This is a genomic window from Kitasatospora sp. NBC_00374 (assembly GCF_041434935.1).
In the GTDB taxonomy this organism is placed as follows: Bacteria; Actinomycetota; Actinomycetes; order Streptomycetales; family Streptomycetaceae; genus Kitasatospora.
On sequence record NZ_CP107964.1, the window covers coordinates 8,552,246 to 8,570,985 of the forward strand.

At 69.8% G+C, this 18,740-nt stretch carries 21 protein-coding genes and 1 pseudogene; 6 read left to right on the top strand and 16 right to left on the bottom strand.

Features of this window, described 5'->3' with window-relative positions; all coding sequences use genetic code 11:
* Positions 1-367 precede the first annotated feature (367 nt).
* From OG871_RS37475 to tnpA, 8 genes and pseudogenes are all read right to left on the bottom strand, one after another.
* Complete coding sequence (locus OG871_RS37475; RefSeq protein WP_371502962.1) at positions 368-1,396, bottom strand: LuxR C-terminal-related transcriptional regulator; 1,029 nt, start codon at positions 1,394-1,396, stop codon at positions 368-370.
* A gap of 10 nt (positions 1,397-1,406) precedes the next feature.
* Positions 1,407-1,847: an ester cyclase gene (locus OG871_RS37480; protein WP_371502964.1), complete on the bottom strand. Its 441-nt coding sequence runs from the start codon at positions 1,845-1,847 to the stop codon at positions 1,407-1,409.
* Positions 1,848-2,175: 328 nt separating this feature from the next.
* A complete protein-coding gene (locus tag OG871_RS37485; RefSeq protein WP_371502966.1) occupies positions 2,176-3,117 on the bottom strand; it encodes an amino acid ABC transporter permease in 942 nt (313 codons plus the stop codon).
* Positions 3,114-3,779, bottom strand: coding sequence for an amino acid ABC transporter permease (locus tag OG871_RS37490; RefSeq protein WP_371503520.1), 666 nt, complete (start codon positions 3,777-3,779; stop codon positions 3,114-3,116). Before OG871_RS37490 ends, OG871_RS37485 begins: the two co-directional genes overlap by 4 nt.
* 75 nt (positions 3,780-3,854) lie before the next feature.
* On the bottom strand, positions 3,855-4,715 hold the full coding sequence (locus OG871_RS37495; RefSeq protein ID WP_371502968.1) for a glutamate ABC transporter substrate-binding protein: 861 nt from the start codon (positions 4,713-4,715) through the stop codon (positions 3,855-3,857).
* A gap of 30 nt (positions 4,716-4,745) precedes the next feature.
* Positions 4,746-5,525 carry an amino acid ABC transporter ATP-binding protein gene (locus OG871_RS37500; RefSeq protein ID WP_371502970.1) on the bottom strand — a complete coding sequence of 260 codons (780 nt, stop codon included), beginning with the start codon at positions 5,523-5,525 and terminating at the stop codon, positions 4,746-4,748.
* Between the two features lie 88 nt (positions 5,526-5,613).
* A pseudogene (locus OG871_RS37505) lies at positions 5,614-6,024 on the bottom strand (alpha/beta hydrolase fold domain-containing protein); the annotation flags it as partial.
* Positions 6,025-6,120: 96 nt separating this feature from the next.
* Positions 6,121-6,549, bottom strand: a complete 429-nt coding sequence (tnpA, locus tag OG871_RS37510; RefSeq protein ID WP_371502971.1) for an IS200/IS605 family transposase — start codon at positions 6,547-6,549, stop codon at positions 6,121-6,123.
* A gap of 50 nt (positions 6,550-6,599) precedes the next feature.
* On the opposite strand from tnpA, the gene OG871_RS37515 reads away from it, so the two are divergent.
* A complete protein-coding gene (locus tag OG871_RS37515) occupies positions 6,600-7,799 on the top strand; it encodes an RNA-guided endonuclease InsQ/TnpB family protein (protein WP_371502973.1) in 1,200 nt (399 codons plus the stop codon).
* An 84-nt stretch (positions 7,800-7,883) separates the two neighbouring features.
* Positions 7,884-8,183 (top strand): hypothetical protein, encoded by a 300-nt coding sequence (locus tag OG871_RS37520; RefSeq protein WP_371502975.1) that lies wholly within the window; start codon positions 7,884-7,886, stop codon positions 8,181-8,183.
* Positions 8,184-8,343: 160 nt separating this feature from the next.
* Here OG871_RS37520 and OG871_RS37525 read toward each other — a convergent pair whose 3' ends face one another.
* Together OG871_RS37525 and OG871_RS37530 are read right to left on the bottom strand one after the other, a co-directional pair.
* Entirely contained in the window at positions 8,344-9,261 is a 918-nt protein-coding gene (locus OG871_RS37525) for an RNA polymerase sigma-70 factor (RefSeq protein ID WP_371502976.1), read from the bottom strand.
* Positions 9,258-10,451, bottom strand: a complete 1,194-nt coding sequence (locus OG871_RS37530) for an NAD(P)/FAD-dependent oxidoreductase (RefSeq protein ID WP_371502977.1) — start codon at positions 10,449-10,451, stop codon at positions 9,258-9,260. Before OG871_RS37530 ends, OG871_RS37525 begins: the two co-directional genes overlap by 4 nt.
* Before the next feature lie 547 nt (positions 10,452-10,998).
* Here OG871_RS37530 and OG871_RS37535 point away from each other — a divergent pair.
* A complete protein-coding gene (locus OG871_RS37535) occupies positions 10,999-11,658 on the top strand; it encodes a dienelactone hydrolase family protein (RefSeq protein WP_371502978.1) in 660 nt (219 codons plus the stop codon).
* 156 nt (positions 11,659-11,814) lie between these two features.
* On the opposite strand, the gene OG871_RS37540 is transcribed toward OG871_RS37535, so the two are convergent.
* Positions 11,815-12,963: a DUF3068 domain-containing protein gene (locus tag OG871_RS37540; protein WP_371502979.1), complete on the bottom strand. Its 1,149-nt coding sequence runs from the start codon at positions 12,961-12,963 to the stop codon at positions 11,815-11,817.
* Between the two features lie 136 nt (positions 12,964-13,099).
* Between OG871_RS37540 and OG871_RS37545 the strand changes: the two genes are divergently transcribed.
* Positions 13,100-13,414 (top strand): hypothetical protein, encoded by a 315-nt coding sequence (locus OG871_RS37545; RefSeq protein ID WP_371502980.1) that lies wholly within the window; start codon positions 13,100-13,102, stop codon positions 13,412-13,414.
* Positions 13,415-13,845: 431 nt separating this feature from the next.
* Here OG871_RS37545 and OG871_RS37550 read toward each other — a convergent pair whose 3' ends face one another.
* The 4 genes from OG871_RS37550 to OG871_RS37565 all read right to left on the bottom strand — a co-directional run bounded on the left by OG871_RS37550 (position 13,846) and on the right by OG871_RS37565 (position 16,501).
* Positions 13,846-15,039 carry a hypothetical protein gene (locus tag OG871_RS37550; RefSeq protein WP_371502981.1) on the bottom strand — a complete coding sequence of 398 codons (1,194 nt, stop codon included), beginning with the start codon at positions 15,037-15,039 and terminating at the stop codon, positions 13,846-13,848.
* Positions 15,040-15,249: 210 nt separating this feature from the next.
* Positions 15,250-15,807 (bottom strand): hypothetical protein, encoded by a 558-nt coding sequence (locus OG871_RS37555; protein ID WP_371502982.1) that lies wholly within the window; start codon positions 15,805-15,807, stop codon positions 15,250-15,252.
* A 154-nt stretch (positions 15,808-15,961) separates the two neighbouring features.
* Positions 15,962-16,117, bottom strand: coding sequence for a hypothetical protein (locus tag OG871_RS37560; RefSeq protein ID WP_371502984.1), 156 nt, complete (start codon positions 16,115-16,117; stop codon positions 15,962-15,964).
* 168 nt (positions 16,118-16,285) lie between these two features.
* Complete coding sequence (locus tag OG871_RS37565; RefSeq protein WP_371502985.1) at positions 16,286-16,501, bottom strand: hypothetical protein; 216 nt, start codon at positions 16,499-16,501, stop codon at positions 16,286-16,288.
* 453 nt (positions 16,502-16,954) lie between these two features.
* Here OG871_RS37565 and OG871_RS37570 point away from each other — a divergent pair, with 453 nt between their 5' ends.
* Both OG871_RS37570 and OG871_RS37575 read left to right on the top strand, forming a co-directional pair.
* Positions 16,955-17,482, top strand: a complete 528-nt coding sequence (locus OG871_RS37570; RefSeq protein WP_371502986.1) for a hypothetical protein — start codon at positions 16,955-16,957, stop codon at positions 17,480-17,482.
* A 225-nt stretch (positions 17,483-17,707) separates the two neighbouring features.
* Positions 17,708-17,830: a hypothetical protein gene (locus OG871_RS37575; RefSeq protein WP_371502987.1), complete on the top strand. Its 123-nt coding sequence runs from the start codon at positions 17,708-17,710 to the stop codon at positions 17,828-17,830.
* A gap of 200 nt (positions 17,831-18,030) precedes the next feature.
* Here OG871_RS37575 and OG871_RS37580 read toward each other — a convergent pair whose 3' ends face one another.
* Positions 18,031-18,597, bottom strand: a complete 567-nt coding sequence (locus tag OG871_RS37580) for a hypothetical protein (RefSeq protein WP_371502989.1) — start codon at positions 18,595-18,597, stop codon at positions 18,031-18,033.
* Between the last annotated feature and the right edge of the window lie 143 nt (positions 18,598-18,740).

Consider the following 18,740-nt stretch of genomic DNA (forward strand, 5'->3'; position numbering starts at 1 on the left):
TGCTGCCCCCGTGGACAGCGACTCGCCGGCCTGGATCCGGCCACTCCATCCCGGGCCCGGCCGCTCAGCGTCGGTGCCCGGCACGAGCGGACCTACGTGGACTTCTGGGAGGCCCTGGCCGCCGAGTTCGCCCGATCGCCGGGGAGCCGCCGTCGGATTCGGCTCCTATCTCTGCTCACCCGAGGTCAACGACACGATGCACCGACAACTGAAATTGGACGGGCCAGCTGTGCTCGACCGCCACCGCGGTGGGGATCACTTACTCCGATGCCCGGCCAAGGCGCCGGCCGGGCGGTGGCAGCCAAGGGGGCGGTGATGGTCGATACGCCCCGCGAGCGCCTGGATGCGGCGCGTGCCCTGCCTGCCGCTACCCGGCCAGGTCGGCGAGCACCACGGCGACGAGCTCGCGTCGACTGCGGACGCCGAACTTGTCGAAGACGGCGGTCAGGTGCTCCTGCACAGTGTTGGCGGAGATGTGGAGCTCGTCGACCAGCTCGCGGGTGGAACGTCCCCGGACGACCAGGGCCGCGACCCGGGTCTGCGCGTCGGTGAGCCCATGGGCACTGAGCAGTACGGTGCCGAGCTCCGCCGGTCGGGCAGGTTCCACCACCACGCCGATCTGCGGGCCCACTCGTGTGGTGTGCAGGGCTATCCACTGCCCGGAGCGGCCGCGGATCCGGACGGTAGAGGGCACCGGGCCGGCCGCCATCGCACGGACGGTGACCGGGAGTGGGACGGCACCCCGCTGGTCGGTGTCAGGGAAGTCGGCCAGCCACTGTTCGGCTTCGGGGCTCATCGAGACGAGTCCGAGGTCGCCGTCGAGCAGGATGAGGCCCACGCCGCCAGGGCGAGAGGGGGTGTCAGAGGGTGGTGTGGCTGTTACCGCCCTGCGCAGCCCGGTCGCCAGGTGCGGGGCGATGCGACGGACGAGGGCCAGCTCCTCACCGGTGAAGCCGACGGGCGAGTCCGCCCGGTGCAGGCACAGCACGCCCCAGCAGTGGTGCCCGGTGACCAGCGCGGCGCGCAGCTCGTCGCCGAGGCCGAGCGGGGCCATGATCTCCCGGTAACGGGCGCTGGCCGACCGGTCCCCCCGGGTGGCCCGGTCCAGTGAGGCGACCGGATCCGCCGCCTGAGCCAGCGCGGAGAACTTGTTGACGTCCGCACGCCCGAACTCGTTGTCGAGGAACAGCTCCGTCGCGGGGCCGAGTGGGTCCTCGGCGGCCGCCGAGGTGAACAGCAGGGTGACCGGGTCGACGGTTGCGAAGAACACCGCGTCCGCCGGTACCACCCGGCGCAGGCGGCTCAGCGTCTCGGTCCGCAGGGCGGCAGTGTCCAGCCCGCTCCGGCACCGCTGCTCGATGTCGGCGAGTCGGCGTTCCACTGCCGCACTTGCCACGCACACGACGCTACTCCTGGTCCGGGGCGAGCCCGAGTTGGCGGAGGAAGCCCAGCTCGTCGAGGCGGCCCCAGCGTTCGACGATGCGGCCGTCCCGGATCCGGAAGATGTTGATCCCGCGGAGGGTGACGGTGCGGCCGGTGGGCGGCGCGCCGAGGAGCTCGCCGCGCTGTGTACCGGTGGCGCTGAAGTGTTCCGCGACCAGGTCCTTCTCGGCGATGAGGAGGTCGGGTGTGGAGTGCCAGTCGGGGAAGGCACTGCGGAAAAGGGCGCCGGCCCGGCGCATACCCTCGCGGGTGGGGCCGGCGCCGAACGGCGGGTCGTGGTCGAGGAAGTCCTCCGCGAGATACTCGTCGACCGCTGCGGGGTCGCCCTTGGTGAACAGCAGGTCGATGAAGGCACGCACGATCTCTCGGTTCTGTTCGATTCGGTTCTGCTCGATGGTGTCCATATCCACAGTCTTCGGCGGTACGCGGGCTACCGGTACCCCAAAGAACTGGGGTTTCTGCCCTGCGCTGGTGCGGCTGATGGGACCTTGAGACACCCGGGCTGCTGTTCGTCGCCGAGCTCCAAACGCAGCGGCGACGACGCGATGCGGGACGGCGCGCTGTACTTCCTCGGACTCCCGGCCACCCGGCCCGTCTACGGCCTGCCCGGGCGGACCGCACGGAACGGCTGCGCCACGTGGCCCGCACGATGGGACGTGGAGGGGCCGGGTCCGCGAGGTGTGGAGCCATGTGCGCGGCCCCGGAGCGAGCAGTCGTCATCGCGGCTGGTCGTCACTTGCCGGAGGCGCCGTCCCCGCGGCCGAGATCGTTGTGGCTCACGTGCTCGCCTGGTGTCGCCAGCTCCTCGACCGCGTTCGCGCCGACCACCGCTCCGGTGGACCTCTTGCCGCGCCGCAGCCTGGCTTCCAACCAGCTCGCGAAGGATGTGAGCGCGAAGTTCAGGATGACGAAGATCACTGCGACGACGGTGAAACTGGCGATGGTGTTCGCGCCGTAGTTCGCGCTCATGGGGCGAACCGACGCGAGGAGCTCGGAGAAGCCGAGCAGTGCGCCGCCCAGCGCGGTGTCCTTCACGATGACCACCAGCTGGCTGACGATCGCCGGCAGCATCGCGGTGACGGACTGCGGCAGCAGCACGTAGCGCATGACCTGGTTCTTGCGCATGCCGATCGCTTTGGCCGCGTCGCTCTGGCCCTGCGGGAGGGACAGGATTCCGGCTCGTACGATCTCCGCGAGGACGGAGGCGTTGTAGAGGACGAGACCGGTGACCACGGCGTACAGTGGCCGGCGGTCGGGGCTGACATCGGTGAACTCGAAGTACGCCGCGTTCGCGAAGAGCATCAGGATCAGCACCGGGATGGCGCGGAAGAACTCCACGACGGTGCCGGCCACACCCCGCACCCACCGGTGCTCGGAGAGCCGGGCGATACCGAACAGCGCTCCGAGGGGCAGCGCGATGGCCATGGCGAGAGAGGCGGCGATGAGCGTGTTCTTGAGCCCCGGCAGGAGGTAGGTCTCCCAGGCACCGGAGTCGGTGAAGAACGGCCGCCACTTGGCCCATTCGAGCTGGTTCTTGTCAGCGAGGCTCTGGGCCACCCACCAGATCAGGACAGCGACAGCGACCAGGAACAGCACCGTGAACAGCGCGTTGTGCCGTTTGGCGCGAGGCCCTGGGGCGTCGTACAGGGGGGACGAGGAGCGCGACGAGCTCATCGCTTTACCGACACCTTCTTGCTCACCCAGCCGAGGAACAGCCCGGTCGGGAGGGTGAGGCAGATGAATCCGAACGCGAAGACGGCGGAGATGAGGATGAGCTGAGCCTCGTTCTCGATCATTTCCCGCATCAGTGCCGCCGCCTCGGCGACACCGATCGCGGCGGCCACTGTCGTGTTCTTGGTCAGGGCGATCAGCACGTTCGCCAGCGGACCCACCACGGAACGGAAGGCCTGCGGAAGGACGACGAGCCTCAGCACCTGGGGGAAGCTCAAGCCGATGGCACGCGCCGCCTCCACCTGCCCGGCGGGCACCGTGTTGATGCCGGACCGCAGCGCCTCGCATACGAACGCCGAGGTGTAGGCGGTCAGACCGAGCACGGCGAGCCGGAAATCGATCGTCGTGAAGTTGTCGGCGCCGAGGGTGACGCCGAGCGTCTGGAAGAGGCCCAGAGACGTGAAGACGATGATCACGGTGAGGGGGATGTTCCGGACCACGTTGACATATGAGGTACCGAAGCCACGCATCAGGGGCACAGGGCTGACGCGCATGGCGGCCAGCACAGTCCCCCAGATCAAGGCGCCGACGGCGGAGTAGAAGGTGAGCTGCACCGTCACCCAGAAGGCCCCGAGCACGTTGTAACCCTCAAGAAAGTCGAACACGGTTTCCCGGCCTTCCGCGAGACGGACGGGTGGGGCGCGCCGCTTCGAGGGCGGCGCGCCGTGGGTCACCCCGTTTCAGCTGACGACGACGCCGATCTGCGGTGCGGGCTCGTTCTGGTAGTTGGCCGGGCCGAAATTCTTCTTGACGGCCGCGTCCCAGGAGCCGTCGTTGACCATCTTCTCCAGGGCGGTGTTGATCTGTGCCTTCAGCTCGCTGCCCTTCTGGACGCCGATGCCGTAGTTCTCGTTGCTCAGCTTGAAGCCGCCGAGTTTGAACTTGCCCTTGAACTCGGGCTGCGCGGCATAACCGGCGAGGATCGAGTCATCGGTGGTCAGGGCGTCGATGACCTTGTTCTCCAGGCCGGTCAGGCATTCCGAGTAGCCGCCGTACTCCTGGAGTTGGGCGTTCGGCGCGATCTTCGTCTTGACGTTCTGCGCCGAGGTGGAGCCGGTGACCGAGCAGAGCTTCTTGTCGTTCAGATCCTCGGGCTTCGTGATGGAGTCGTCGTCCGCCCGGATCAGGACGTCCTGGTGCGCCAGGAGGTAGGGGCCCGCGAAGTCGACCTTCTCCGCGCGTGCGGGGGTGATCGAGTACGAGGCGGCGATGAAGTCGACGTCGCCGCGTTGGAGCAGCGTCTCGCGGTCAGCGCTCTTGGCTTCCTTCCACTCGATGTCACCGGGATCATGGCCGAGCTGTTTGGCGACGTACGTGGCCACGTCGACGTCGAAGCCTGTGTACTTGCCGTCCGGGGTCTTCAGGCCGATTCCCGGCTGGTCGAACTTGATACCGACGGTGATCTTCTTACCGGCGCTGCTCGTGCCACCGCTGCTCGTGCCACCGCTGCTCGTGCCACCACCGTCGGAACCGCAGCCGACCGCGGTCAGGGACAGCACCAGCGCAGCGGTGGCCGCGACGGTGACCTTACGAGGTTTCATGGTGATCATCCCTTGGGTTCATGATCCCGGTCAGTGGTGAAGGATCTTCGAAAGGAAATCCTTGGCCCGCTCGCTTCGTGGGTTGCTGAAGAACTGATCGGGCGTCGTCTCCTCCACGATCCGGCCATCCGACATGAACACCACGCGGTTGGCGGCCGAACGGGCGAAGCCCATCTCGTGCGTGACCACGATCATGGTCATTCCGTCACGGGCAAGTTGCTGCATCACCTCCAGCACCTCGTTGATCATCTCGGGATCGAGCGCGGAGGTCGGCTCGTCGAAGAGCATGATCTTCGGGTCCATGGCCACCGCTCTGGCGATCGCAACGCGCTGCTGCTGGCCACCGGAAAGCTGCGCGGGGTACTTCTCGGCCTGGGAGGCGACACCCACCCGATCGAGCAACTGTCGCGCCCGTTCCTCGGCGGCCTTCTTGTCCTTCCTGCGGACCTTGACCTGTCCGAGCGTCACGTTGTGCAGCACGGTCTTGTGCGCGAAGAGGTTGAAGGACTGGAAGACCATGCCCACATCGGCCCGCAGTGCGGCCAGCTCGCGGCCCTCGGCGGGCAGGGGCTTGCCGTCAACGACGATCTCGCCGGAGTCGATGGTCTCCAGGCGGTTGATGGCGCGGCACAGTGTGGACTTCCCGCCCCCGGACGGCCCGATGACGACCACAACCTCGCCACGGGCGATGGTCAGGTCGATGTCCTGGAGGACATGGAGCTCGCCGAAGTGCTTGTTGACTCCGCGCAGTACGACCAGATCGCCTGTGGCCGGGGTGGGAACTTCCTTGGGCGCGGTTACTCCGTTCATGGGCTTCATCGTCCGCCCCCGGTATAGAAGGCGCACGCCGACAACGGCGGGCCGTGCCGCGAGGCGGCCCTGCCTGCCAGTCGTCGACGCACTCGCCGACGGAGGGCAGCTCGCCGCGGTCGTCGAGGGCGGGGACGAGCAGGAGCTGGTAGGCGATGGCGGGTCCGCCGCGGTCTCGGGCTGCCAGGGCAGTGGCTGCGGCGAGTGCGCCGCCGGCCGAGCGTCCGGCGACGGCCAGGCGGGCGGGGTCCACGTCGAGGGCGTGGGCGTTCTTCGCGGTCCAGCACAGGGCGGCGTAGCAGTCGTCGAAGGCGGCCGGGTGCGGGTGTTCGGGGGCCAGCGGGTAGTCGACGGAGATGACCACTGCCTCGGCGGCCAGGCAGATGTCGCGGCAGTTGGCGTCCCCGGTGTCGAGGCCGCCCGAGAGTGGCCGAGCTTGGTCTGCTGCGGGAGGACGCTGAGGAGCACGGCCGCCGGCGCCGGGTCTTCCATCCTTGATCTTCGCAGGGAATCCCGGCCTTCAGGCCGGGCGGGAATGCGATCCCTGGCACGGAGGCGCGGAGCGCCGGAGGTCTCTGCGCCTCCGTGGTGACGGTCAAACGGGGCGCTTCTGGTTCTCGATGTAGTCCTTGACGATGCTGAGCGGTGCGCCGCCGCAGGACCCCGCGAAGTACGAGGGTGCCCAGAAGACGGACCCCATGCCGATCCGGTTGATGCGCCCGGTGTACTCGGCCCGCAGGTAGCGGGAGCTGACGCCCTTGAGGCTGTTGACCAGCTTGGAGACGGAGACCTTCGGCGGGTAGTGCACCAGGAGGTGGACGTGGTCGCCCTCGCCGTTGAACTCCCGCAGCTCTGCGCCGAAGCCGTCGCACACGTCGCGCATGATCATCTCGCAGCGCGTCAGCATCTCGTCGTTGAAGATCTCACGCCGGTACTTGGTGACAAACACCAAGTGTGCGTGCAGGTTGTAGATGACATGGTTTCCCCGCCGTATATCGGGGTCTGGTTCCCAACGTGGTGACATGGGCCAAGCGTAGTATGATCGATCGTCAGCACCGGGAGGGGGTGGACCGGATGATCCGTGCATACAAGTTCCTCATGCGGCCCACCGTGGGTCAGACACAGGCACTCGCCGAGATGCTGCGGGATCACTGTTCGCTCTACAACGGGGCGTTGCAGGAACGCCGCGACGCCTACCGGCACCCGTCGAAGACGAGCGTCAAGTACGGGATGCAGTCGGCGCAGCTCAAGGACATCCGGGCATTCGACCCGGAGCGTCAGGGCCGGTGGTCGTTCTCCTCCCAGCAGGCGACTCTCCGCCGTCTCGACAAGGCGTTCGCGGCGTTCTTCCGCCGGGTCAAGTCCGGTGAGACGCCCGGCTACCCCCGGTTCCGGGGTGTGAACTGGTTCGACACGGTCGAGTTCCCGAAAGACGGGGACGGCTGCCGGTGGGACTCCACCCCGCACGACCCCGTCACTCGCGTCCGGTTCCAAGGCGTCGGACACGTCAAGGTCAATCAGCACCGGGCCGTGGTCGGCAAGGTCAGAACCGTCAGTGTCAAGCGCGAGGGCCGCAAGTGGTTCGTCGTGCTGACCGCCGAGCAGGACCAGCCCGAGCAGCTGCCCGCGACGGGCAGCGTGGTCGGCATCGACCTGGGCATAGCCAACTTCCTTGCCGACTCCAACGGCGAGTTCGTGCCCAACCCGCGCCACGCCCGCACCGTCGCCGCGAAGATCGAAGCCGCACAGCAGGCCCTTGCCCGGTGCAAGCGGCGCAGCAACCGCCGCCGCAAGGCCGTGGCCAAGGTCGCCGACCTCCACCGCAAGGTCCGCCGCCAACGCCTCGACCACGCCCACAAGACCGCCCTTGGACTGGTCCGCGCGCACGACTTCATCGCGCACGAAGACCTCAAGATCCGCAACATGAGCAAGGCCCCCAAGCCGAAGCCCGACCCCGATCAGCCGGGCGTTTTCCTGCCCAACGGGTCCGCCTCAAAGGCCGGACTCAACCGCAGCATTGCCGACGCCGGATGGGGGGTGTTCCTCGCGGTCCTGCACGCCAAGGCTGAAAGTGCCGGACGGGAATTGATCGCCGTGGACCCCCGCAACACCTCCCGGACCTGCCCCGAATGCGGGCACGTCGCCAAGGAGAACCGGCCCGCACAGGAGAAGTTCCACTGTCAGCGGTGCGGCCACCACGCGCACGCTGACACCGTGGGAGCACTCAATGTTCTACGGGCCGGGCTGGTCCGTCGCGAAGCCGTACCGGCATAGCGAGAAGCCCCCGGCCTCAGCCGGGGGAGGAGTCACCTGACCGAAGCCGGCCGGGAGGCCCTGCGGGACTGGCTCGCCGACCCGATGACGCCCGAGCCGGAAACCCGGAATCCGGCCCTGCTGAAGCTGACGTTCGCGGACTTGGGCGCGCCCGGACAGGTGGCCGAGCTGGCCGCGGCCCAGGCGGCGCAGCACCGGAGGTGGCGCGACACGTATCGGGACCTTCGTGCCCGGCTCGATCGGCAGGCCCCGGACGCCGCTGCCCGCCTCCGGCTGATCACACTCGGGATCGCACATGAGCAGAGCTATGTCGCGTTCTGGGAGGCGCTGGCGGCCGACCCGGAGGGGACGGGCGAGGTGGGGTCCGAGCCCGGCGGCTTGTAAGGGGGGTCAGCTCGCGGCGCTGCCGGGATCGTGCCCGGCGGGGATGCGACCTGACCTGCGTGGACAGTCGCCGGGCGCGAGCGGGACAGGCTTGCAAGGGAGCATGTGTTCGATATCCGACGCGGAGGATTCCGGAGGGCGTCGACAATGATCCGCCAGCTCAGGAGAGTTCGTGCCGAGTGCCGTCGGCGACGGCGTGGAGCTTGTCCGGGTTGGCGACGTTGTGGATGGTCGAGATGCGGCCGTCCGGGTCGAAGTCGAAGGTCAGCGTGGCGATCACGCGGTCCGGGCCGCGAAAGACCACGCCCGGGCCGCCGTTGATCCCGGTGAGCTCTGCCCGCATCTGCCCGGGCTCGACGCCCTGGTAGGTCACGGTGCCGAGCGCGGCGAACCAACGTGCCACGGTCTCCAGGCCGATGACCGGCTTGAGGGCCTGGCGGACCTTGCCGCCGCCGTCGGTCCACAGCGTCACGTCCGGGGAGAGCAGCTCCATGAGGGTGTTGATGTCGCCGCCCGTCGCCGCCGCGAAGAAGCGCTCGGTGACGTCGCGTTGGCGGGCGCGGTCCGCGGTGAAACGGGGCCGGCGCGCCTGCACGTGCTCGCGGGCGCGGTGCGCGGCCTGCCGGACCGCCGTCTCCGAGCGTTCCACCGCGTCCGCGATCTCCGCGTAGCTGAAGGCGAAGACCTCCTTCAGCACGAAGACCGCGCGCTCCAGGGGGCTCAGCGTCTCCAGGACGACCAGCAGGGCCATGGAGACCGAGTCCGCCGTGGCGACGCCGTCGGCGGTGTCCGGGCCGGTGAGGATCGGCTCGGGCAGCCAGGGCCCGACGTAGGTCTCGCGCTGGTGGCGAGTCGAACGGAGCCGCTCCATCGACAGGTTGGAGACGATCCGGGTCAGGTAGGCCTTGGGGTCGGCGACCTGGGACCGGTCGGCCGCCGACCACTTGAGCCAGGCGTCCTGGACCACGTCCTCGGCGTCGGCGGCGGTGCCGAGGAGGCGGTAGGCGACGGAGAAGAGCAGGTTTCGGTACTGCTGGAAGGCGAGCTGGTCGGGGCCGGCCTGCTGCGGCTGGGTCACTTGGCGCTCCGGATCCGTGTGTAGCGGCCGCCGTGCGGCCAGAGGGCGCCCGAGGTGGGCATCTTCTTCATGCGGGCGAAGGTCGGCCACGGGGCGGCGGTGACCGTCTCCTTGTACTTCGCGGCCCGCTTGCCGGTCAGCACGAGCTGGCGCGGGCTGTCGTCGGGGTGGGTGAACTGCACGACGGCGTCGTTCCGGCCCAGGCTGACGGGTGTGTGGTAGTAGCCGAAGCGGAAGCGCTTGGGCTCCTTGCCGGCCAGCACCCGCAGGATCGAGAGGGCCGCGTGCACGCCGGTGGGCATGCCGCTCTGGCAGGTCCCGTGCATCACACCGTAGCCCTGACGGATCGCCGCCGCGTCGCCCACCGCGTAGACGTCCGGGTGGGAGACCGAGCGCAGCGCACCGTCGGTGACCACCCGGCCGCGCTCGTCGACGGTCAGACCCGCGGCGGCGGCCAGCGGCGAGACGCGCGTGCCGCTGGTCCACAGCACCGCGGCCGCTGGGATGCAGGAGCCGTCCGCGAGCTCGACGCTGTCTGGCAGCACCTTGATCACCTCGACGCCGCTGCGCACCTGCACGCCGAGCCGGGCCAGCGCCGCGTCCAGGTGGACCTTGGCCTTCGGGTGCATGCTCGCGCCCGGCTCCTGCCGGCCCAGCAGCACCACCTGGAGCTCCGGGTGCCGCTCGGCGATCTCCGCGGCGGCCTCGACACCGGTGAGGCCGCTGCCGCAGACCACGACGGTCCCGCCGTCGAGCCGGGTCAGCCGGTCGGCGAGGAGGGCGGCGTCCTGCGGGCTGTTGAGGGTGTAGGCGTGGTCGTCCACGCCGGGGACGGCGACGGTGTCCGCGATGCTGCCCAGGCCGTAGACCAGGGTGTCGTAGTACAGGACACGGTCGTCGTCGATCCGGACGGTCTTCGCCTCGGCGTCCACGGCTGTGGCCCAGCCGCGGACGAAGCCGGCCCCGGTGCCGTCCAACAGCTTCGGGATGTTCATCTCAGCCGTCTCCTGGCCGGTGGCGGTCATGTGCAGTCGGAGCCGCTCGGTGAAGGTGTCGTACGGGTTGACCAGCGTCACTCGCAGGTTCCCACGCCTCCTGGTGCGGGCCGCGAGCTGGATTGCCGCGGAGAGCCCGGCATAGCCGGCGCCCAGGACAAGGACCTCGTGCTGCTGCGCTGCTGTCGCGTTCATCGCTCTGCTGCCTCTTTCGTGTCGGTCGTTCCCGCCGTGCGGACGACCACCAGACGCAAGCTGCCCTTCCGTTCGTGACATGGAGCCGATGTGACCTGCATCACATCGCGAAGGCGGAGCGGGCGCGCGGCATCAGCACCCCGAGCACCGCGACGCGCAGCATTCAACCATGATCGAACTGGCTCCGCACAGGAACTGACGAGCCAACAGGAGCCGCGGGTCGCGGCAGGGCTTGGTGCTTCCAGGTCACCCGGCAGCACGACCGCCTCTAGCCACCCTCGACCAGCAGGACTACACCCTCACCGCTTGATCGCGAGCTTCACCCGAAGCGAACCGGACCCAGATCACCGGTCCTCGACACCTCGACACCTGAGCGGCGGCGCCTGCGACCGGCTCTGGAGTCACCCCCGGAAATCCTTCGGGGGATGACGCGGAGCTTGAGGCGGTGCGCGTCGCCGGTGCGGCGCGGCCCTGTCGTCCGGATCCGACACGGTGCCGGATGGCTGGCCGTGATCTGACACAGTGTGGGGACCATCACGGTCCGGCCGTGCTGGTCTGCGCCGAACTGTGGGGTGTGACCGAGGAGGTCCGGGACGTGGTACGGCAGGTTGCGGCACTCGGCTATGTCGCGATCGCCCCGAACCTGTATCACCGCTCCGGGCCGGAGACCGCCGCCGGACTGGAGGAGAGCGATGCCAACCGGGTACGCGGCTTCGAACTGCTCGGCCAGCTGACCCGGGAAGGCGTCGAGGCGGATCTGCGCGCCTGCACCACCTACGTCCGCGACCACGCGGATGCCGCGGGGAGGAGCGGTGTACTCGGCTTCAGTCTCGGCGGCCACATCGCCTACTTCGCCGCGAGCCGCCTCGACCTCGCCGCAGCGGCGATCTTCTACCCCGGCTGGCTGCCGGTGGCGGGTACTGCGCTGAGCCGTCCGGTACCCCTGCTGGAGGAGACCGGCGCCATCGCCGACCGCGATGTGCGGATGCTCTTGCTCTTCGCGGAGTTGGACCACGTCATCGACGCGGACCAGCGCGGCGTGATCGGTGACGCCCTGACGGCGGCCAAGGTACGCCACGAGACGGTCGTCTACCCGGGGGTGCAGCACGCGTTCTTCTTCCCTGGGCGCGGGGTCTACGACAAGGCTGCAGCCGAAGACTCCTGGGCTCGTGTACGCGCGCTGTTCGCCACCGAGATCGGCCAGTAGTACGCGCTCCCGGGGCAGGTGACGCCGATCGGCAAGCCCGGGCAACTCCGGAGGTCGTGCTGTGCGGGCGCGGAGCAGGCCGGACCGGTGTCGATCAGGGCCAGCGCGTCGGGGCCGCTCCAGAGGCAGGCGTGGCCCACCTCGAACTGGAGCGCGTCACGCGTCCGCAGCGGGTCCGGCCGGCGGGTTCGGTCCAGTCGGTCCGGTCGGTCCGGTCGGTGCATTCGAACCACCGGGTGCGCTCGGAGCGGTCGGCGCGGTCGGTCCGGCCGGCGTGGCACCACCACGGGTGCCCCGGCGCCGGACGAGGAGGGAGACGGCCACCAGGATCGCGCCGACCACGCCCAGCACGATAGGCAGGATGGTGCCGAGGAACGAGATGGCGTCACGGCCGTCCCGGGCGTCATCTGCGGCTTCCTTCACTGAGTCGGCCGTCTGCTGGTACGAGACGTCGGAGACCGGCAGCAGCGGAAGGAAGGCACCGTCGCTCGGGGCGACGACCCCGGCCGTGCGCTGCTGGGAGCGCTGTGTGTCGATCACGACGCCGGTCTCGGGCTCGATCCAGAACGTGTCAGCGCTCTGAAGCGTGTAGCTCAGCGGCACCGGATCGGGCAGCGTCGGCAGCAGCACGGCCAGTTTCTGCTTCGCCTCCGCCGAGAGGGTCCCGACCTGGGTGACCAGCGCCAGGGTGCTCTTCGGGACGGCCGGCGGGAGCCCGGCGAGCACCTCGGCGTCGGTGATCCGGGTGGCGGGCAGGCTGGCCTCGTACACGTAGGTACTGACGCCGGACTTGCTCTCGGTGCGCGAGTACGTCAGCGGGGTCGTGGTCCTGGTCTCCGGCCGCCATCCGGTGTACGTCTGCTTCTTCGCACCGAACGGCCAGCTGACCGTCAGGCCTTGGGCGTCGACCACCGTCCAGCTCGCCGGATGATCGGTGGCCGGTTCGAGCGTCTTGCGGTTGACGGCATACTGCCAGGTGGTCTTCTCGACCGCGTTGCCTGCGGCGGTCGTCGTTCGGCTGTCGCTGACCAGGGCGGTGTTGTCCGAGGTGTCCCGCACCTTGACGGTCCGTTCGATGGCCAGCGGAACATTCCGTTTGACGGCCGAAAGCAGGTTGCCCTTCGCGACCTCCTGGGCGTCGAGCAGCGTTTTGAAGGTGCCGGTGTAGGAGCGATTGGCATCGGTGTCGTCGGGCAGCCGGGCCACATAATTCGGCGTCACGAAGAACGCGAGCACGAACGCGCCGGCGATCAGGACCAGACCGACCACGACGCCGACGCCGCGGAGCACCATGTTCGTCCGCATTGATCCGCTCTCCCACTGAACTCGATCCGTGCCGCTCCTGTCTGGGCCCAGTGTCGGGCCAGCCAGGTACCCGCGCCACCGCGAGGCCCTGCTTGTCGTCCGGCGAGATCGCAGCCCCAGGCCGCCGGCCCGGCCCTTGTCCCGGCCCGCCGCCGGGCCGCTGCCCGGAGGCCCGCCGCTGCGCCGGGTCCGGCCCGCGCCAGGACCTCCGCCCGACTGCGCCCGCGCCACCGTCAAGCAGCACCGCAAGATCCGCCGCCACGCCGCCGTCACCGGCCGGTTCCCGGTCGCGGTCCTGTCCGACTGCACCGCCTACCCGGCTGCGGGCACGTCCGCGCTGGACCTGCTGCGGGGAGGCGACGGCAGGCTGACCACCGTCCGGCGGCTCGGCGTCTCGCCCGGGCACTGCAAGCACGAGAGGCCCAGACCATGGACTGGGCCCTGGAGCTGATCGCGGACGACACCAGCCCGGGCCGCCACATCAGGGGCGGCGACGCCGTCGCCGCGGGGGAGTGGCTGATGGACGCCATCGACCGGGGCCCGGAACGCGCCATGCAGACCCAGCCCATCCCCAAGACCCTCGCCGGCCGCGTCAACGTCCTCGTGCGGCAGCTCAAGACCACCCGAAACGTCGCGGCCGAACTCGGCGTCTCGATCCGCTCCGTCGAACGCTGGCGCGTGGGCGGCGGCATCGGCAAGGACAACGCCCGGAAGGTCGAGGACGCCGTCCGCGAACGCTGGCAGCCGGCCTCCACGTCACCCTCACCGGCCTCGACTGGGCCGAGGTCTCCGTCTGACGGCCACCACACCACCACCTGGGTGCTGCAGATCCCGACGAGTCCGCAGTGCCGGGCGGGCCCGCTCACGCGAGCGGGTGTGGGGTCAGCCCTTGGTGATGCGGGTCCAGGTGAACGGGCCGAAGGAGGTGGAGGTGGTCGGATTGTGGGCGCCCGGGGTCACGGTCAGCTTCAGCCACTCCAGCGGGACGGTGCTGCCGTGGACGACGATGCGGTGGAAGTTCGGGACCTGGTAGCCCGGGTGGCTGTTCCAGGTGTCGTAGGAGCAGACGCCCTCGTCGCCGGTGCAGGCCGAGCCCTGGGTGAGCGGGTTGTCCGACCGGTAGACGTGCGAGTCGCCCATCAGCAAGAGGACCGGCTTGCCGAAGGCGGTGGTGTGCGAAGCCAGGCCGGCGACGATCGGCTCGTAGTTCGCCACGTGCGAGGCCGGCTTGCCGTCCAGGTCCCACATGTCGGCCTGGGCGGTGACCACCACGCTGGAGATGCCGCCGACGCGGGCGAGGGTGAAGGCGGTGTCCAGCCAGCGCAGGTCGGCGCCCGTGCGGTGGGCGGCCTCGTCGAGCTGCTCCTGGGAGGCGGTCGGCGCCCCGTACCAGGGGTCGGCGTCGTTGTTGGAGCCGCCGGGCAGGTTGACCGTCACGAACAGGGTGCCGTTCTTGACCCACAGCACGTTCTCCACGTACTTGGCGTCCTGGGGGTGCGTCAAGTTTGGCAGTTGGGCCTGCGACAGGACGCGCAGGGTGTCGCTGCCGAGGGTGTGGCCGGGCCGGGCGAAGAACGTCCGGCGGACCAGGTCCAGGTTCTGCACGGGGTTGCCGGCGGCGTAGTCGACGGGCAGGCCGGTGGCCGGGTCGAGGACCGGGTCGATCCGGCCCGTGGCCGCGTTGTACTTGCCGCCGCCCTCGGCGGCCTTGTGGCAGTCGGACCACTCGTTGTCACCGGGCGTGTAGACCAGCGGGTCGGCGAAGGTCTTCCAGAGCGCGGCGATCGACCGGTCGTACGCCTCGGTGCAGTACTGCTTACCGGAGTGGATGTCACCCACGTGGATCACGGCGCTGACGTCCCGGTCGGCGTTGACGGAGGAGATGAACGCCGGGGTCGCCTCGAACTCGGAGGTGTCGGTGGGCGAGGTGCCGTACGGGGCGTCGCCGTACACGGCCAGCGTGAACGGTGCGCGGGCGCCGTGCGCGCCGCGGCCGTCGTCCGCCGTCGCGGCGGTGGTCGGCACCACGGTCATCGCGAGGGCGAGGCCCGCGGCCGCGTAGAACTTGCTGGACATGCTGTCTCCCGGTGAGTCGGCCGATGTCGGGAAGCAGTATCGACCCGGCCCACGCGGTGGCGGGCAACGCCTGGATGAACGGGAGTTCAAGAGCTCACGGTGGCCCGATCGGGTGCGGCACGACCATGTCGGGGACACGACCTGGCTCGTCCATCCCGGGAGTCTGCTCCGCGGTTCGGGAGGTGGGTTACCGGTCACAGAGACAGCCTCCTAGCGGCGCAGGAAGGTCCCGCCGTCGATGACCCAGAGGCTGGCCGGAACCGCGCCGCACTTGACGACTTCGGAGTGCATCTGGGCGTTGGTCCGGTTCCAGCCGACCCGGCGCTGGTGCTGCTCGTCGGTCGGGTAGAAGGTGAGGCCGGCCTCGGGGTGCTGGCCCTCCTCGAAGAGGTACGGCTCGCCCCCGAGCGGGGTGACCACGGTGTGCGAGATGGGCCCGGTCACGGTGATGGCGCCGTTCCCGTCGACGGTCAGGCAGTCGACGTCGAACTCGGCCCGGGTGGTGCCGGTCTTCTCGAACACGTGCTGCACCACGACGTGCCCCCGGGTGTGGCCGTCGACCGTACGGGCGCTGACCCGCGCGGTGAGCCGCTCGCCCGGGTTGGGACCCGGGCCGTGCTCGTTGAGCAGGGTCCAGCTGTGCAGCGCGAGGTGCCGGGCCGGTATGGGGGTGGCCGGCGCGGGCGCGGCCGCGGCGGTGCCGGCCGTCCCGGCCGCGAGGGCCACGGCCGCAGTGGTGAGCGCGATGGCGATGGTGAGCTTTCGCATGGTCAATCCTCAGTGGGGAGAAGGGAGCCGGGCTGTTTCCCGACTGCCTCCAACCTCCCAGCTCACCCCCGGTCGCGGCCTCCGCCGCGGGGAGGGACCCGCTCCCCCTGGCGGGGGAGCCGCTCCTCCTCCGCCCGACTCACCGAGTGGCGTGTCACCGCGCGGTGTGGCGTATCGCGTCCAGGGCGAGGGCGGCCGCGTCAAGGGCGGCGGCGAGGCCCGCGACCGCTGCCGGGGCCGGAGCACGCTCCCCGGTGACGCCGAGGAAGTCCAGCTCGGAGATGTGGTTGACCATCCCGTACCAGAGCATCGGTTCCCCGGCCGCGTCACGAGCCCTGCCGACCGGACACCCGGCGGCAGGCCCCCACCGGCCCCACACGCCCCGACGAGCCCGCCGCGACCGCACTGACCCACGCTCCTAGGGAGGAGGGAAGGATAACGGGGATTATGCTTCCCTGTCTTGGCCGCTGCGGGGCTCTCACCCGATCAGCTTGTGCAGCACCGGCACGCTCGCCCCGGCACCGGTCAGGCCGGCCAGCACCGCGTCCGGCGCGGGCCCGCCGCCGAGCAAGGTCAGCCCTCCGGCGACCAGGCCGATCACGGCCGCGGCGAGGAGGATGATGGTGGTGCGGACCGTCAGGAGCGGCGCGGGACCGGTGGACTGGTTCCGCGGGGTCGGGTTGGACGACGTCATGTTCTTCTCCGTCGAACGGCCGGGGCCACGAGTCGGTCGCCCCGAGGGTTTCGGGCCGGCGGACGCCGGCCCAGGAGAAGCGTGTGAGTGGCCGCAGTAGTCCCCAAGCCGGAAGGGTGTTCCCGCAGGTAAAGTCCGGACAACCGCGGGTTGTCCCGGGACGTCCTGAACGGGGGCCCGCGCAAGGGCGGGAGTTGACGATGGTTCAGCGCGGCAGGGGCGGAAGGCCCTGGGGGCGGATCTGGGCGCAGACACCCGAGGGGAAGGCGCTGGCGCTCCTCCTGCGGGCGCGGGTGGACGGCAGTGGGCTGACGATGACTTCGGTCGCGGGGAGCATCAACTACTCGACGACGCAGGCCGGCGACTTCCTGTCCGGCAGGCGGGTGTCCGAGCCGGCCTTCGTGGCCGCGCTGCTGCGGGCCACGGTGCGACATCGACCGGGCGCTCGCCCGCGTGACCGAGGTCAACGACACCGACGAGCAGACCCTGCGGCGCATCATCGACGAACTTCAGGACACCACCACGCACGACGGCCCGGCCAACGTCTCCGGCTTTCCGGCGGTTGTCCCGGACAACCAGGACAACCCGATGACCGGCGCTTTCACCGCAACCGAGCCTCCCGGCCAGCGCCAGGGCGACAACCGCGCGGGGGCTTCTGCGCCCGCGCGGCTCCTCGACACCGGCTCCGTGGATTCCTCGACCCCGGCCGCCCACCGCGACCACGCCCTGCGCCTCGGGAAAGCCCAAGACCTGGCGCAGGCGGGCCTGCTGTCCGCCGGGCTGGCCCGGGTGTTAGGCACAGACCACCGTGTGACCCTGGCCGCCCGCCACGCCCACGCCCTGCGCCTCGGGGAGGCAGGAGCCCGCGCGGAGGCGGCCCGGCTGCTCGCCGAGCTGGCCGAGGACTACGCCCGGGTGCTCGGCCCCGACCACCACGCCACCCTGGCCGCCCGCCACGCCCACGCCAACTTCGCCCGATGAGGGTCGGTCTCTGGTGCACTGCCCGCAACCGTAAGGAAGGCGATTGATCACTCGGCCGGGCGCCGGCTTGTCGATCCGGGCATGGTCCTGGGCCTGTGCCGGTTCTACTGCGCCCAGGCCGGGCTCGTTGCGGCCGACCCAGCCCCTCAGTGCGAGGACCGAGCCTGGAGTGGGCACTACTGCAATGGTGGAGTCGGGTATTGGAACTGTCTGAGTGCCTCAGCCATGGCGGACCCAAGCGGTGAACTCGTCGGCGAGGCCGGGCGGATCGGCGGCCTCGGTCCGGCGGGCGATCGCTTCGTAGTACTCCAACTCGTGGACGAGCACCGGCACGGGTCGGCCGACTGACCTTTCGCGGCCGACCTGGGCCTCGGTGTCGTAGCCGATGGTCAGGATGGGCCGGCGCGGATCGTCGTCCTCGTTGTCGATCCAGAAGGAGACGGCGTAGATGTCGCCGGAGTCGGCCGCAGGGATGGTCGCGAGGGCGTTCTCAGCGAGGGCCGGAGGTGATCGTGGAGGTCATGGTCGGCGGGGTCCTGTCTGTCGGATCACGAGTCCCACTGGTCGCAGTACTCGATGTGGATCTCGCGTGCGTCACCGAGGACGCCGTCGTTGGAGTGGAGCTCCGTGCAGAAGTGTGGGTAGCTCGGATGGACGGGGACGTAGCCGGGACCATTCCGGGCGACACTGAGGAAGTGTCGGGCGGTTTCCCCGAAGACCTTCGCGCTGCCGGTCATGAACAGGGTTTCGGCGTGGAGATGCTGGTGGAACAGGTCCCGGTTCTCCCGGTAGTGCCGTGCCTCGTGGTCAATCGCGGCTTCGTCTGCGGGGTCTGGGTCGGGCAGGGTCACGGTCCGCGGACGGCCGGGGCCGAGTCGTCCGCGTACTTCCTTCCAGCGGGACGGCGCGAACTGGAGCGAGTGATGCAGCAGCACGAGGTCAAGCTGACGTGTGCCGACTTCGGGTAGTTCGCGGAAGGGTGCCGGGTTGGCTCGCATCGGCAGGTGAACGAGTGATCGTGGTGAGGAGGCGGCGAGCGTCCATAGTCCGCCGATTCGCCGCGCGGCATCCTGATCGAGATAGGCGTCCAGGTGTCGGTCGTGGTCGATGAGCACGGCGCGGACCAGGGGCTGGGCTGGTCGGATGACCCTGAACTCCACGGACCCGAGGCGGGCTTGATGGATGGTAACGGGCAGTCTCATCGATTCTCCGGGACACGTCGGCTGACCTCGGCTGCGTAGGCGGCCCAGTCGCCGGC

Bases quoted from the DNA above. Each gene is read 5' to 3' on its own strand.
- OG871_RS37480 (WP_371502964.1), bottom strand. From the start codon at position 1,847: ATGGACACCATCGAGCAGAACCGAATCGAACAGAACCGAGAGATCGTG.
- OG871_RS37485 (WP_371502966.1), bottom strand. From the start codon at position 3,117: ATGAGCTCGTCGCGCTCCTCGTCCCCCCTGTACGACGCCCCAGGGCCT.
- OG871_RS37495 (WP_371502968.1), bottom strand. From the start codon at position 4,715: ATGAAACCTCGTAAGGTCACCGTCGCGGCCACCGCTGCGCTGGTGCTG.
- OG871_RS37500 (WP_371502970.1), bottom strand. From the start codon at position 5,525: ATGAACGGAGTAACCGCGCCCAAGGAAGTTCCCACCCCGGCCACAGGC.
- tnpA (WP_371502971.1), bottom strand. From the start codon at position 6,549: ATGTCACCACGTTGGGAACCAGACCCCGATATACGGCGGGGAAACCAT.
- OG871_RS37515 (WP_371502973.1), top strand. From the start codon at position 6,600: ATGATCCGTGCATACAAGTTCCTCATGCGGCCCACCGTGGGTCAGACA.
- OG871_RS37520 (WP_371502975.1), top strand. From the start codon at position 7,884: ATGACGCCCGAGCCGGAAACCCGGAATCCGGCCCTGCTGAAGCTGACG.
- OG871_RS37530 (WP_371502977.1), bottom strand. From the start codon at position 10,451: ATGAACGCGACAGCAGCGCAGCAGCACGAGGTCCTTGTCCTGGGCGCC.
- OG871_RS37540 (WP_371502979.1), bottom strand. From the start codon at position 12,963: ATGCGGACGAACATGGTGCTCCGCGGCGTCGGCGTCGTGGTCGGTCTG.
- OG871_RS37550 (WP_371502981.1), bottom strand. From the start codon at position 15,039: ATGTCCAGCAAGTTCTACGCGGCCGCGGGCCTCGCCCTCGCGATGACC.
- OG871_RS37555 (WP_371502982.1), bottom strand. From the start codon at position 15,807: ATGCGAAAGCTCACCATCGCCATCGCGCTCACCACTGCGGCCGTGGCC.
- OG871_RS37560 (WP_371502984.1), bottom strand. From the start codon at position 16,117: ATGCTCTGGTACGGGATGGTCAACCACATCTCCGAGCTGGACTTCCTC.
- OG871_RS37565 (WP_371502985.1), bottom strand. From the start codon at position 16,501: ATGACGTCGTCCAACCCGACCCCGCGGAACCAGTCCACCGGTCCCGCG.
- OG871_RS37575 (WP_371502987.1), top strand. From the start codon at position 17,708: ATGGCGGACCCAAGCGGTGAACTCGTCGGCGAGGCCGGGCGGATCGGC.